Annotated in this window: 13 protein-coding genes; 12 read left to right on the top strand and 1 reads right to left on the bottom strand. The window is 67.3% G+C overall.

Annotation, left to right across the window (positions count from 1 at the left end):
- Position 1: 1 nt before the first annotated feature.
- Together moaE and crcB are read left to right on the top strand one after the other, a co-directional pair.
- Positions 2 to 520, top strand: a complete 519-nt coding sequence (gene moaE / locus K307_RS38055) for a molybdopterin synthase catalytic subunit MoaE (protein WP_042886241.1) — start codon at positions 2 to 4, stop codon at positions 518 to 520.
- Positions 520 to 900 carry a fluoride efflux transporter CrcB gene (gene crcB, locus K307_RS38050; RefSeq protein ID WP_042886239.1) on the top strand — a complete coding sequence of 127 codons (381 nt, stop codon included), beginning with the start codon at positions 520 to 522 and terminating at the stop codon, positions 898 to 900. The genes moaE and crcB overlap by 1 nt, the downstream gene beginning before the upstream one ends.
- Here the strand turns inward: crcB and K307_RS38045 are convergent.
- Positions 882 to 1,748, bottom strand: a complete 867-nt coding sequence (locus K307_RS38045) for an alpha/beta fold hydrolase (RefSeq protein ID WP_230626332.1) — start codon at positions 1,746 to 1,748, stop codon at positions 882 to 884. The two genes, crcB and K307_RS38045, sit on opposite strands and share 19 nt — an antisense overlap.
- A gap of 290 nt (positions 1,749 to 2,038) precedes the next feature.
- Between K307_RS38045 and K307_RS38040 the strand changes: the two genes are divergently transcribed.
- The 10 genes from K307_RS38040 (at position 2,039) to K307_RS37995 (ending at position 13,351) form a co-directional block, all read left to right on the top strand.
- Positions 2,039 to 2,683, top strand: a complete 645-nt coding sequence (locus K307_RS38040; RefSeq protein ID WP_022535664.1) for a TetR/AcrR family transcriptional regulator — start codon at positions 2,039 to 2,041, stop codon at positions 2,681 to 2,683.
- Positions 2,680 to 3,462 (top strand): enoyl-CoA hydratase/isomerase family protein, encoded by a 783-nt coding sequence (locus tag K307_RS38035; RefSeq protein ID WP_042886238.1) that lies wholly within the window; start codon positions 2,680 to 2,682, stop codon positions 3,460 to 3,462. Before K307_RS38040 ends, K307_RS38035 begins: the two co-directional genes overlap by 4 nt.
- A gap of 76 nt (positions 3,463 to 3,538) precedes the next feature.
- Positions 3,539 to 4,726 carry a substrate-binding domain-containing protein gene (locus tag K307_RS38030; RefSeq protein WP_042886237.1) on the top strand — a complete coding sequence of 396 codons (1,188 nt, stop codon included), beginning with the start codon at positions 3,539 to 3,541 and terminating at the stop codon, positions 4,724 to 4,726.
- Positions 4,726 to 5,589: an ABC transporter ATP-binding protein gene (locus K307_RS38025; protein ID WP_196251643.1), complete on the top strand. Its 864-nt coding sequence runs from the start codon at positions 4,726 to 4,728 to the stop codon at positions 5,587 to 5,589. The genes K307_RS38030 and K307_RS38025 overlap by 1 nt, the downstream gene beginning before the upstream one ends.
- Complete coding sequence (locus K307_RS38020) at positions 5,582 to 6,322, top strand: ABC transporter ATP-binding protein (RefSeq protein WP_042886236.1); 741 nt, start codon at positions 5,582 to 5,584, stop codon at positions 6,320 to 6,322. Before K307_RS38025 ends, K307_RS38020 begins: the two co-directional genes overlap by 8 nt.
- A gap of 195 nt (positions 6,323 to 6,517) precedes the next feature.
- Entirely contained in the window at positions 6,518 to 7,543 is a 1,026-nt protein-coding gene (locus tag K307_RS38015; RefSeq protein ID WP_042886235.1) for a branched-chain amino acid ABC transporter permease, read from the top strand.
- A 16-nt stretch (positions 7,544 to 7,559) separates the two neighbouring features.
- Positions 7,560 to 8,636: a branched-chain amino acid ABC transporter permease gene (locus K307_RS38010; RefSeq protein WP_042886234.1), complete on the top strand. Its 1,077-nt coding sequence runs from the start codon at positions 7,560 to 7,562 to the stop codon at positions 8,634 to 8,636.
- 16 nt (positions 8,637 to 8,652) lie between these two features.
- Positions 8,653 to 10,197, top strand: a complete 1,545-nt coding sequence (locus K307_RS38005) for an acyl-CoA synthetase (protein WP_042886233.1) — start codon at positions 8,653 to 8,655, stop codon at positions 10,195 to 10,197.
- Positions 10,198 to 10,313: 116 nt separating this feature from the next.
- On the top strand, positions 10,314 to 12,467 hold the full coding sequence (locus K307_RS38000) for a 3-hydroxybutyrate oligomer hydrolase family protein (RefSeq protein WP_042886232.1): 2,154 nt from the start codon (positions 10,314 to 10,316) through the stop codon (positions 12,465 to 12,467).
- Positions 12,467 to 13,351 carry a MaoC/PaaZ C-terminal domain-containing protein gene (locus tag K307_RS37995; protein ID WP_042886231.1) on the top strand — a complete coding sequence of 295 codons (885 nt, stop codon included), beginning with the start codon at positions 12,467 to 12,469 and terminating at the stop codon, positions 13,349 to 13,351. Before K307_RS38000 ends, K307_RS37995 begins: the two co-directional genes overlap by 1 nt.
- Positions 13,352 to 13,466 lie beyond the last annotated feature (115 nt).

Genomic DNA, 13,466 nt, shown 5'->3' with positions numbered 1-13,466 from the left:
GATGAGCGTCAGGGTACAGCGCGAGGATTTTGACCTGGGCGCCGAGGTAACGGCGCTGCGTGCCGGCAACCCGGCGGTCGGCGCGGTGGCCAGCTTTATCGGCACCGTGCGCGATATCAGCGACGGCAGCGCCGTCAGCGCGATGGAGCTGGAGCACTACCCGGGCATGACCGAGAAGGCGCTGGCGCAGATCGAGGCGGCCGCGTGCGCGCGCTGGGTGCTGCTGGGCGTGACCATCATCCATCGCGTCGGCCCGCTGCTGCCGCAGGACCAGATCGTGCTGGTGGCGGTGGCGTCCGCGCATCGCGGCAATGCCTTCGCCGCGTGCGAGTTCATCATGGACTACCTCAAGTCCGAAGCGCCGTTCTGGAAGAAGGAAGAAACACCCGAAGGCGCGCGCTGGGTCGATGCCCGCGTCACCGACGAAGCCGCGCTCAAGCGCTGGGGCATCGCGTCGTTCAACGCCAGCGGCGATGACGAGCAGCAAGGAGAGGGCGGCGACGGCGGGAGCCGGTCCTGATGGGGCCGTTGGGGTTTGTCGCCGTGGGCGTAGGTGCCGCGGTGGGGGCGTGGCTGCGCTGGGGGTTCGCGGTGCTGTGGAACGCCATCAACCCGGCCATGCCCTACGGCACGCTGGCGGCGAACCTGCTGGGCGGCTACCTGATCGGGCTGGCGGTGGGTTTCTTCGACATCCACGCCGCCCTGCCGCCGGAATGGCGCCTGCTGGCCATCACTGGCTTCCTCGGCGGGCTGACCACGTTCTCGACGTTTTCCAGTGAAGTGGTGGCGAACCTGATCGCCGGCGACTACGGCTGGGCGGCGATGCACCTGCTGATGCACCTCGGGGGCTCGCTGCTGCTGACGGCGTTCGGCCTCTGGACTTACCGCGTGCTGGCCTGAGCGATCAGCGCGAGCAACGAGGCATTGAACGCCTGCGGTTGCTCCATATGCGGGCTGTGGCCCGCGCCGGCCACCACACTGAATCCTGACGAAGGTTGCAACGCTAGCGTGGCAGTGCCGACCGCCGGCGCGTACAAGCGGCTGGCCGCGCCGTACAGGTGGAACAGCGGCAAGGCCGCCGTATGCAGCGTCGCGCGGAAATCCTGGCGCGCCATGTCCTCCCACAGCGCGGCGAGCGCCGCGGCATCGCACTGGCTTGCCATCTGCGCGATGCGCTGCATCGCGGCGCCGTCCGGGCGCCGTCCCGCCGCCCACAATCCCAGCGCGACCGAGGGCGCCAACCGGGTCCAGTCAGCCCGGATGCGCGCCGCCATCTGCGCGGCGAGCGCGATGTCATAGTCGCCGTGCAGGCCATGCGGCCAATCCGGATCCGTCACCAGCCGGGGCGTCATGTCGATGCTGCCGACAGCCGCCAGCGGAAGACCCGGATGGTCACGCAACAGTGCCCATGCCACCATTGCGCCCATCGACCAGCCTGCCACCACCACGTCAGTGAGCCCCAGGTGCGCGACCAGGCCCGCCACATCCTGCGCCAGCGCCGTGATCGTGGTGCCGGCGCGGTAGCGGGACAGGCCGTGGCCGGCGTGGTCAGGCGCGATCACGCGGAATCCTGCCAGCGCCAGTGCACGCTGGGCGTCGAAGGCCTCGCCATTGACCGACCATCCGTGCAGCAACAGCAGCGGCCGGCCTTGCCCGGCTTCGCGCCAGCCTGGCAACGCGCGGTCGGCCGGATGGCTGGCAAAGGGCGGGGCCGCGGTGCTTGCGGGGGCAGAAGCGGGAGCGTCCAACGAAGGGTGTCTCCTGGCGGTTGGTCGGGGAAAGTGCCCTGGATGCCACGCGGACAACCTGCCCCGGTGGAGGGTGATCCCTATTGACATCCTTCGTGGTGAATTTATACGATGAAACATGAATCAGATATCAGGTTTTGCCTGCATAGCGATTCCAGGCAGTGATGCAAAGGCGGCGGCAGGTGCGGAGGAGGTACTTGCCGAGAGCGGGACCGAGGTAACCGGCCGCCTGCAGGACATGAAGCGGCTGGCATTCCAATGACAAGGCGCACAGCGCCACCGGAGACATGATGTCCCAGACCGAAACTGGCGAGACTGGCGAAGTCCGCGAACCCGGCTTGGCCGGCGCCATCTGCCCGCCCAAGACCGCGCGCGGCCAGAAGACCCGCGAAGCCCTGCTGCGCGCCGCCGAGAAAGTGTTCGGCGAGAAAGGCTACTACGCCGCATCGATCTCCGAAATCACGCAGGAAGCCAAGGTGGCGATGGGCACCTTCTACCTGTACTTCAAGGACAAGGAAGACATCTTCCGCGCGCTGGTCGCCCATATGCTCGAGCTGGTGCGCGCGCACCTGCGCAAGCACGTGGCCAACGCCGCCAGCCAGATGGAGGCCGAGCGCCTCGGCCTGAAGGCTTTCCTCTCTTTCGTTTCGCGCCACAAGAACCTGTACCGGATCGTGCTCGATTCCTACTCGGTGGACGAGACCATCTACAGCAGCTATTTCCAGGTTTTTGCCGAGCTCTACAGCCGGCGCCTCGAGCGCGCCGAAGAGCAGGGCGAGATCGTCCCCGGCGATGCCGAGGTGCGCGCCTGGTGCCTGATCGGCATCAGCAACTTCCTGGGCATGCGCTATGCGCGCTGGAAGCGGCCTGCATCCATGGAGAAGGTGGTCGATACCGCCTTCGACCTGATCTCGCACGGCCTGCAGCCGCGATGAGCGCGCACGCCGAGCCGCTGGTCCTGCTGGAGCGCACCGACTGCGTGGCGCTGCTGCGCCTGAACCGGCCCCGGCGGCACAACAGCCTGGTGCCCGAGTTGCTGGTGGCGCTGCTCGGCGCGCTGGACCAGATCGAGGCCGACCCGTCGATCCGCGTGGCGGTGCTGACCCATGCGGGACCGAACTTCTCGACCGGCGGCGATGTGGCCGCCTTTGCCGACCAGGGTGATGGCATTGCGGAATATGCGGGCCGGCTGCTGGCGCTGCTGAACCGGTCGATCCTGCGCATTGCCGCGCTGCGCTGCCCGATGGTGGCGGCGGTGGAAGGCTGGCTCACCGGTGGCTCGCTCGGCCTCGTGCTGGCGTGCGACATGGCGGTGCTGGCACAGGATGCGCGCATCGCGCCGTTCTACACCGTGGTCGGCTTCAGCCCGGACGGCGGCTGGACGGCGATGCTGCCGCAACTGGTCGGCACGCCGCGAGCACGTGCCTGGCAGCTGAACAATACGATCGTGGCCGCGCCCGACGCGCTCACGCAAGGCATCGCGGCCGCGCTGGCGGCGCCGGGCTCGGCAGAGGCCGAGGCTATCGCGCTGGCACGCGGTATCGCGGCCAAGGTGCCCGGCAGCGTCGCGCACACGCGCGCATTGCTGCGCTGGGATCTCGACGCGCTGGCCGCAGCACTGGAGTGCGAGCGCGCGGCTTTCGTCGCGCAGGTGGCCACTGCCGATACCGCCGAAGGCATGCGGCGCTTCCTTGCCGGCCGCGCGCGCGAATAGCAAAGCAACACCCCCACGCAGTTGCAGCAGGTTTCAGCTCTACAAACACAAACGAGACCGAATCGAGGAGACAGCAATGCAACGCAACACTCACGCCGTACGCGCCCTGGTCATGGCCGCCGCGCTGCTCGCCGCCGGCACCGCACTGGCCAAGGACATCCGCATCGCCCACGTCTACGACAAGACCGGCGCGCTCGAGGCCTACGCCAAGCAGACCCAGACCGGCCTGATGATGGGGCTGGAATACGCCACCAACGGCACCATGACAGTCAACGGCAACAAGCTGGTGGTGATCGAGAAGGACACCCAGGGCAAGCCGGACGTCGCCAAGGCGCAGCTCGCCGCGGCCTACAGCGACGACCGCGCCGATATTGCGGTCGGCCCGACCTCGTCCGGCACCGCGCTGGCGATGCTGCCGGTGGCCGAGGAATACAAGAAGGTGCTGCTGGTCGAGCCCGCCGTCGCCGACTCCATCACCGGCGACAAGTGGAACCGCTATATCTTCCGCACCGGCCGCAACTCGTCGCAGGATGCGATCTCTAATGCCGTGGCGCTGGACAAGCCCGGTGTGACAATCGCCACGCTGGCACAGGACTACGCCTTCGGTCGCGACGGCGTCAAGGCGTTCAAGGGCGCGCTGAAGAACGCGAAGATCGTCCACGAGGAATACCTGCCGACCAACACCACCGACTTCACCGCCGGCGCGCAGCGCCTGTTCGATGCGCTCAAGGACAAGCCCGGCCGCAAGGTGATCTTCATCATCTGGGCCGGCGCCGGCAACCCGTTCAAGATCGCCGATCTCGATCCCAAGCGCTACGGCATCGAGATCGCCACCGGCGGCAACATCCTGCCGGCGATGAGCAGCTACAAGAACTTCCCGGGCATGGAAGGGGCCACGTACTACTACTTCGGCATCCCGAAGAACAAGGCCAACGAGTGGCTGGTGTCCAACCACTACAGCAAGTTCAAGTCGCCGCCTGACTTCTTCACCGCTGGCGGCATGACCGCGGGCATCGCGCTGGTCGAGGCGCTGAAGAAGACCAACGGCGACACCGGCACCGACAAGCTGATCATGGCGATGGAGGGGATGTCGTTCGACACGCCCAAGGGCAAGATGACCTTCCGCAAGGAGGACCACCAGGCCATGCAGTCGATGTACCACTTTAAGATCAAGGTCGATCCCGCCTTTGCCTGGGGCGTGCCTGAACTCGTGCGCGAGATCCGGCCGGAGGAAATGAACGTGCCCGTGCGCAACCACCGCTGATGAACGCGCCTGCTTCTTCCGCCCGCACAGCGGCCGCGCCGGTGCCACCGCAGCCGGCCGGCCAGCGCGGCAGCACCGCGGCCGCGGCCGGCGCGCAGCCGTTACTGGAAACGCGCGAGCTGACCATCCGCTTCGGCGGCCATGTGGCCGTCAACGCGATGTCGTGCGCGTTTCGGCCCGGCGAGCTGACCTGCATCGTCGGCCCCAATGGCGCGGGCAAGACCACGTACTTCAACCTCATCTCTGGCCAGTTGCCTCCTACCGCCGGGCAGATCCTGCTCGACGGCGAGGACCTGACGCGCCTGCCGGTGTCGCAGAAGACCCGGCGCGGCATCGGGCGGGCCTTCCAGCTCACCAGCCTGTTCCCGCAACTGTCCGTACTGGAGAACGTGCGGCTGGCGGTGCAGGCGCGCCAGCAGCGCGGCATCGACCTGTTCTCGATGTGGACCAGCCACCGCGACGTGCGCGCGCAGGCGCTGGCGATCCTGGAGCGCGTGGCGCTGGCGGGCAAGCAGCACCTGACGGTAGCCTCGCTCCCGCATGGCGACCAGCGCAAGCTGGAGGTCGGCATCCTGCTGGCGCTGCAGCCGCGCGTATTCATGTTCGACGAGCCCACGGCAGGCATGAGCGTGGACGAAGTGCCGGTGATCCTGGACCTGATCCGCGAGATCCGCCAGGACCGCAGCAAGACCGTGCTGCTGGTCGAGCACAAGATGGACGTGGTGCGCTCGCTGGCCGACCGCATCATCGTGCTGCACAACGGCACGCTGGTGGCCGATGGCGACCCGGCGGAGGTGATTGCCTCGCCGGTGGTGCAGCAGGCCTACCTGGGCATGGCGGAAGAGGAGGGCAACCATGGCTGAGCCACAGAACGCGGCGCCCATCCTGCGGCTGCAGGGCGTGCAGACCCACATCGGCCCGTACCACATCCTGCACGGCGTCAGTTTTGACGTGCCGCGCGGCGGCGTGACCATGCTGCTGGGGCGCAACGGCGCCGGCAAGACCACCACGCTGCGCACCATCATGGGCCTGTGGCAGGCCAGCGCCGGCACGGTGACGTTCGACGGCGCCGACATCACGCGCCACAGCACGCCCGCGATCGCGCAGGCGGGCATCGCCTACGTGCCGGAGAACATGAGCGTGTTTTCCGACCTGACCGTGGCGGAGAACATGCGGCTGGCCGCGCGCACGGGCGCCATCGACGAGCGCCGGCTGGACTGGGTGTTCCGCATGTTCCCGGCGCTGAAGACCTTCTGGCACCAGCGCGCCGGCGTGCTGTCGGGCGGGCAGAAGCAGATGCTGTCGGTGGCGCGCGCCATCATCGAGCCGCGCAAGCTGCTGATCGTGGACGAGCCGACCAAGGGGCTGGCGCCGGCCATTATCCAGAACATGATCCACGTGTTTCGCGAGCTGAAGCAGACCGAGGTGTCGATCCTGCTGGTGGAGCAGAACTTCAATATGGCGAAGTCGGTGGGGGATACGGTGGCGGTGATGGATGATGGGCGGACGGTGCATACGGGCTCGATGGCGGCGCTGGCTGACGACGAGTCCCTGCAGCAGAAGCTGTTGGGGCTGTCGCTGGCCGCGCACCAGTAGCGAAGACGATCAGCGAGACCGATTGTTTGCTCCCCTTTCCCGCTTGCGGGAGAGGGGCAGGGGGGAGGGCAGGAACTGGCATACCGACAGGCATTACTTTGTCGATACGCCCGGCCCTCACCCCAACCCTCTCCCGCTAGCGGAAGAGGGAGCACACAGCGCGCGGGACGTTACGCCCGCGGCAGGACGAGACACATGACAACATCAACGACCCTATCAAGCGCCACCCCGGCCGACCTGCCGAAGGTCCGCCTCGACTGGACACCGCTGGCACTGGCGCCATTGCTGATGCTGCTGGCCTACCCGCTAATAGGCAGCCCCTCGACCTGGCTCACGCTGACCGTCGCCGGCCTGGCAATGGGCATGATCATCTTCGTGGTCTCGTCCGGCCTGACACTGGTATTCGGCCTGATGGACGTCCTCAACTTCGGCCACGGCGCCTTCATCGCGCTTGGCGCATATGTTGCTGCCTCGGTGCTGCTGCCACTGGCAGGCTGGGTCGAGGCCGACAACCTGGCGCTGAACCTGTCGGTGTTTGCCCTGGCGATCGTGGCCGCGATGGTCGCCGCCGGCGCAGTCGGACTCTTCTTCGAACGCGTGGTGGTCCGCCCAGTCTACGGCCAGCACCTGAAGCAGATCCTGATCACGATGGGCGGCATGATCGTGGCCGAGCAACTGATCAAGGCGATCTGGGGCCCAGAAACCATCGCGCTGCAGGTGCCCACCACCTTCCGCGGCGCGGTGCTGCTGGGCGACGCCGCCATCGAGAAATACCGGCTGATCGCAATGGCGCTCGGGCTGGTGATCTTCATCGCCATGCTGCTGTTGCTCAACCGCACCCGCATCGGCCTGCTGATCCGCGCGGGCGTGGAGAACCGCGAGATGGTGGAGGCGCTCGGCTACCGCATCCGGCGGCTGTTTATCGGCGTGTTCGTCGTGGGCGCCGGGCTTGCCGGGCTGGGCGGCGTGCTGTGGGGTCTGTATCAGCAAAACATCACCGCGGCGATCGGCGCGCAGGTCAACGTGCTGATCTTTATCGTGATCATCATCGGCGGCCTGGGTTCGACCACCGGTTGCTTCGTCGGCGCGCTGCTGGTAGGGCTGATGGCCAACTACACCGGCTTCCTGTTCCCCAAGGTTGCCCTGTTCTCCAACATCCTGCTGATGATGCTGATCCTGCTGTGGCGCCCACAAGGGCTGTTCCCGGTGGCGCGGCGCTAACGGAAGGGACACGACCATGCTCCGACTTCTCTCCGGCGACCTGCCGCGCAGCCGCGTGCTGACCGTGATCCTGCTGCTGATCCTGGTGGCGCTGGCGTGCGCCCCGTTTGCGTTCCCCGGTGCGCGTGCGCTGAACATGGCGGCCAAGATCTGCATCTTCGTGGTGCTGGTGGCCAGCTATGACCTGCTACTGGGCTATACCGGCATCGTTTCCTTCGCCCACACCATGTTCTTCGGCATCGGCGGCTATGGCGTGGCGATCGCAATGTCGCGCATGGAGCCGGGTTGGGGCGCGCTGCTCGCCGGCACTGTGGGCGCGCTCGCGGTATCGGCGCTGCTGGCCTTCCTGATCGGGCTGTTCTCGCTGCGGGTGCGCGCGATCTTCTTCGCCATGATCACGCTGGCGGTGGCGACCGCCTTTGGCACGCTGGTGTCGCAGCTGTCGGAATGGACCGGCGGCGAGGACGGGCTGACCTTCAAGGTGCCCGAGGTGCTGCGGCCGGGCTTCTCGCTGGGCGATGCCGAGTGGCTCGGCGTGCCGCTGACCGGCAAGCTGCTGAGCTACTACCTGGTGTTCGCCGGCGCGCTGGTGCTGTTCCTGGTGCTGCTGCGCATCGTCAATTCGCCCTTCGGGCGCGTGCTGCAGGCGATCCGCGAGAACGACTTCCGCGCCGAGGCCATCGGCTACCGTACTGTGGTCTACCGCACGGTGTCGACGGTGCTCTCTGCGATGTTCGCCACATTGGCCGGCGTGCTGATGGCGCTGTGGCTGCGCTATAACGGACCGGACACCTCGCTGTCGTTCGAGATCATGGTCGATATCCTGCTGATCGTGGTGATCGGCGGCATGGGCACCCTCTACGGCGCGGTGATCGGCACGGTGCTGTTCCTGGTGGCGCAGACCTACCTGCAGGACGTGATGAAGCTTGCCAGCGACGCCACCTCGGCGCTGCCGCTGCTGTCCTCGCTGCTGCATCCGGACCGCTGGCTGTTGTGGCTGGGCCTGCTGTTTATCCTGAGCGTCTACTATTTCCCTCAAGGCGTGGTAGGACGGCTGCGCGGCAACAACACCGTGCAGGACGTGGCAACCTGAGCAGCGGAGCTCGCGCATGTACGTCATCGACTGGCTGCACAAGAACGCGCAGCACTTTCCCGACAAGGTCGCACTGGTGGACGTCGAGACCGGCCGCCATGTCACCTATCGCCATTTCGACGAGCGCGCCGGCCGCTTCGCCGAATACCTGACCGAGGGTTTGCACCTCGCCCCGGGGACGCGTGTCGCGGTGCTGGCGCACAACAGCTCGGACTACTTCGAAATGCTGTATGGCTGCGCCAAGGCCGGCATGGTGATGGTCTGCCTGAACTGGCGCCTGCCGGCGGCGGAACTGCTGCCGATCCTACAGGACTGCACACCCGAAGTGCTGGTGGCCGGCGACGGCTTCCTCGCCGTGGCGGCGGAGCTGGCGCGCGCCGTGCCGCTGCGAGCGGTGCTGCACCTGGCCGATGACGAGGCCGCCGACGTGCCCGGCGGCTGGACCGAGTACGAGGCGGTGCTCGATGCCGCTTCCGGCCGCATCATCGAGATGCCGTGCCGCGACGAGTCCGAGGTCTGGCACCTGCTCTACACCTCCGGTACTACCGGCAAGCCCAAGGGCGTGATCCAGACCTATGGCATGGTGTTCTTCAATGCCGTCAACGCCATGCTGGCCAACAAGATCACGCGCGACGACGTGTTCCTCAGCGTGCTGCCGTTCTTCCATACCGGCGGGCTGAACCTGTATGCCAACCCGGTGCTGCATGCTGGCGGCACGGTGCACATCATGCGCCAGTTCGAGCCGCAGGTGGTGCTCGACAGGCTCGACCGGGCCTCCGGCCAGGGCATCACGATGTTCTTTGCGGTGCCCGCCGTGTACCTGTTCCTGAGCCAGCACCCGCGCTTTGCGCAGGCGGATTTCGGCGGCGTGCGCAATATGTCCGCGGGCGGCTCGCCGGTGCCGAAGCCGCTGCTGGAAGCCTACCTGGCCAAGGGCGTGACCATCTGCTTCGGCTTCGGCATGACCGAGACGGGCCCGACGGTGTTCGTCTGCGACGAGGAAACCGCGCGCCGCAAGATCGGGACCATTGGCAAGCCGGTCGGGTCGATGCTGACGCGCATCGTCGATGCGCAGGGCGTGGACCTGGGGCCTGGCGAGCGTGGAGAACTGCTGATCAAGGGCCCCGGCGTGACGCCGGGCTACTGGAACCTGCCGGAAGCGACGGCTGCCGCGATCCGCGACGGCTGGCTGCATTCCGGCGATATCGCGTATCGCGACGGGGAGGGCGACTACTACATCGTCGATCGAGCCAAGGACATGTTCATTTCGGGCGGCGAGAACGTCTATCCCGCCGAGGTCGAGAACGTGCTGTTCCAGCTCCCCGGCGTGGCCGAGGCCGCGGTGATCGGCACCGCCGATGCGCGCTGGGGCGAGGTCGGCATGGCGCTGGTGGTGCTGCGCCCGGGCGCCACGCTGGACGAAGCCCAGGTCATCGCCCACTGCAAGGCACAGCTGGCCGGCTACAAGGTGCCGCGCCACGTGCGCTTTCTCGATGCGTTGCCGCGAACGCCGTCCGGCAAGGTGGAGAAGCACAAGCTGCGCACCAGGTTTGCCGGCTGAGGCGTGGCGCATCGCGCCGGCCGTTTCTGTCTTTTCGCATTGCCGAAGTCTCGCAGTCTTCCATTTGACGAATGTCTCGACTGCCCCCCTTCGCGGGGCGACAGAAGGAGGGTGACATGCAATCCATGCAGATTCCGCCACTGCGGCAGCGCCGCCTCGGAGTCACGGTCCTGGCCACTGGCGCAGCGATGCTCGCGGTCGCCTGCGGCTCGGGCGACGGCGACAACAAGAACAGCAACAGCAACGGCAGCAACCCCAACACCAAGCCCGCCTTTGTCGGCGCCGTCACCGTCAACAGCTACAACGGCACCACCGACGATCTGCTGACTGCCGGCCTCGGCAAGGATGGTCTGGCCAGCAGCTCGGCGCCGCTGCCGGCCAACCCGACTGCACCGACCGCGGCCGAGCTGCGGCGCTATGCGATTTACTCGAATTACCGCGCCATCGTCGATACCACGTCCGGCGGCGGCTACGGCTCGCTGTACGGCCCTAATGTCGATGCGCAGGGCAACGTCACCGCCTCCGAAGGCAAGATCGCGGGAGTGGAATACCTGGCGTATTCGGACGACGGCACCGGCAATCAGAATGTGACGATGCTGGTGCAGATCCCGAACACGTTCAATTCGGCGAAGCCTTGCATGATCACAGCCACCTCGTCGGGATCGCGCGGCGTCTACGGCGCCATCGCCGTCGGCGAGTGGGGCCTCAAGCGCGGCTGCGCCGTGGCTTATACCGACAAGGGAACAGGCGCCGCGCCGCACGACCTGGACACTGACGCCGTGCCGCTGATTGATGGCACCCGCACCACGCGCACCGCAGCCGGCGGGAACGCCCAGTTCGCGGCGAAGCCAGGGGCGATCTCGCTGGCAGACTTTACCGCCGCTGCGCCGCACCGGCTGGCCTTCAAGCACGCCCATTCGCAGCAGAACCCGGAGAAGGACTGGGGCAAGTTCACGCTGCAGGCGATCCAGTTCGGCATCTGGGCCATCAATGACCGCTTCGGGGCGGTGGCGGCCGACGGCACTCGCCAGCTCAGCATGGACAAGGACAGGATTCTGGTCATTGCCTCAAGCGTGTCAAACGGCGGTGGGGCTGCCGTCGCCGCGGCCGAGCAGGATACCGATGGCCTGATCGACGGCGTGGCGGTGGGTGAGCCAAACCTGAACCTGCCGCCTGATACCGGCATCGTGATCAAGCGCGGCAGCAGTACTGTCAGTGCCTCGGGCCGCATCCTCTATGACTACATGACCACGGCCAACCTGCTCCAGCTATGCGCGTCGCAGGCGACGGCCCTGACCCTCGCGCCGGCCTTTGGCCAGAACGTCAATTTCGCCAATCGCTGCCAGACCCTGGCGGACAAGAACATTGTGTCCGGGAGCACACTGGGCGACCAGGCTGCCAGCGCACTGGCTGCCCTGCATGCGGCAGGGTGGGAGCCGGAATCGGACGATCTCCATCCGTCGCTCGCCGCGCTCGATACGGCGGCCTCGATTTCGGTCACCTATGCCAACTCGTACGCGAGGGCCAGCGTGACGGATCGCCTGTGCGGCTACAGTTTTGCGACGACGCTGGCCGATTTCAAGCCGGCAGTGATTGCGCCGGCGGCTCTGGCATCGTTGTTCGCCACTGGCAACGGCGTGCCGCCCACCAGCACGGTGCAGCTGATCAATGACCGCGATCCGGCCAACGGGCCTTTCCTTAATGGCCGGTCGGTCTCGGTCTCGACCCAGCGCACGGACGCGAACTTCGACGGCGCCAATTGCCTGCGCGCGTTGCTGACGGGTACCGACGCTCCGTCACAGGCACTGCAATCCGGCCTCGCCCAGACGCTGCGCTCGGGCAACCTGCGCGGCAAGCCCGCGATGATCGTGCACGGTCGCAGCGACGGCCTGCTGCCGGTCAACCACACGTCACGACCATACCTCGGCTTCAACCGGCGGCAGGAGGGCGATGCCAGCAAGCTGACCTATGTCGAGGTCGAGAACGCCCAGCACTTCGATGCCTTCATCGGGGCGGTGTCAGGCTATAGCAATCGCTATGTGCCGCTGCACATCTACGTGATCCGCGCGCTTGACGCGGTCTACGACAATCTGACCGCCAACAAGGCGCTGCCGCCGTCACAGGTAGTGCGCACCACGCCGCGCGGCGGCAGCACCAACGCCACCACCGCGCCGACGCTGCTGCCGTCCAACGTGCCGCCGTTCGCGGCCTCGCCGACGCCCGCCAACGCGATTACCGTCAACGCTTCTACCGTCCAGGTGCCAGACTGATGACCAACGCTTCACCGCGCGTGCTGACGCAGCGCGACTTCGACCGATTCGCGGCGTTGTCGCGCGACGATAACCCGATCCACTGCGATCCGGACTTTGCCCGTGGCACGCATTTCGGTGCCACGGTGGCGCACGGCATGTTCTTGTTTTCGCTGCTGTGCGCCCACACCTGGCGGCAACTGCCCGGGCCGGCGCTGCCGGTCGGGCAGACGCTGATGTTCCCGACGCCGGCCTTTGTCGGCGACGCGGTGCAGATCGGGCTGACGCCGCAGGCCGAGGCGCCGACGGGGCTGCTGGGCTATGGCACGACCGTGGGCAGCGCGGCGGCGGAAGCGGCGCCGCGCGTCACGGCCGTGGGCGAGTCCTTGTGGCTTGTGGACGCTGTGCCGGACCGGTTGGCCGCGATGCCGCCCGATCCCGCCGCGGCGCTGGGCGAGGAGGGTGACGCTGCGCTGTACGGCCTGCGCCCCGGCCAGGACGCCAGCGCGGAACGGGCCTTCTCGTCAGCCGACCTGGATGAATACATCGCCCTGACCGGCGACGCCAACCCGTACCACGCCAACCCCGCCTTCGCCCGCGCGCGCGGCTTCGAGGGCCCGGTGGTGCCGCTGCCGCTGCTGGCCGGCATGTTCTCCGACCTGCTCGGCACGCGTCTGCCCGGCCGCGGCACCGGCTGGATGAAGCAGTCGCTGCGCCTGGCCTCGGCCGCGCGGCTGGGCGAGCCGCTGACCGCGCGCGCGCGCATCGTGCGGCTGCGCGCCGGCAAGGACCTGGTCAACCTGGCCAGCCTCGTCACCGGCGCCGACGGCCGGGTGGTGGTGCGGGGCGAGTCCCTGGTGCTGGTGCGCAACCTGGCGGACAAGGGCGAAAGCCGGGCCGCTTAGCCCTTGCGCGCGTATCGCATGCAGCACTCGACGACATCGCAAGACGTCGGATCGCGGCCTTGAAATGTCGCGGCGAAGCCTTATCTTTCGATAAGACATCCAGTGTCCGGCAGGG

Source organism: Cupriavidus necator A5-1 (genome assembly GCF_000744095.1).
GTDB classification, from domain to species: domain Bacteria; phylum Pseudomonadota; class Gammaproteobacteria; order Burkholderiales; family Burkholderiaceae; genus Cupriavidus; species Cupriavidus necator_A.
This window is presented reverse-complemented; position numbering and strand designations above follow the sequence as displayed.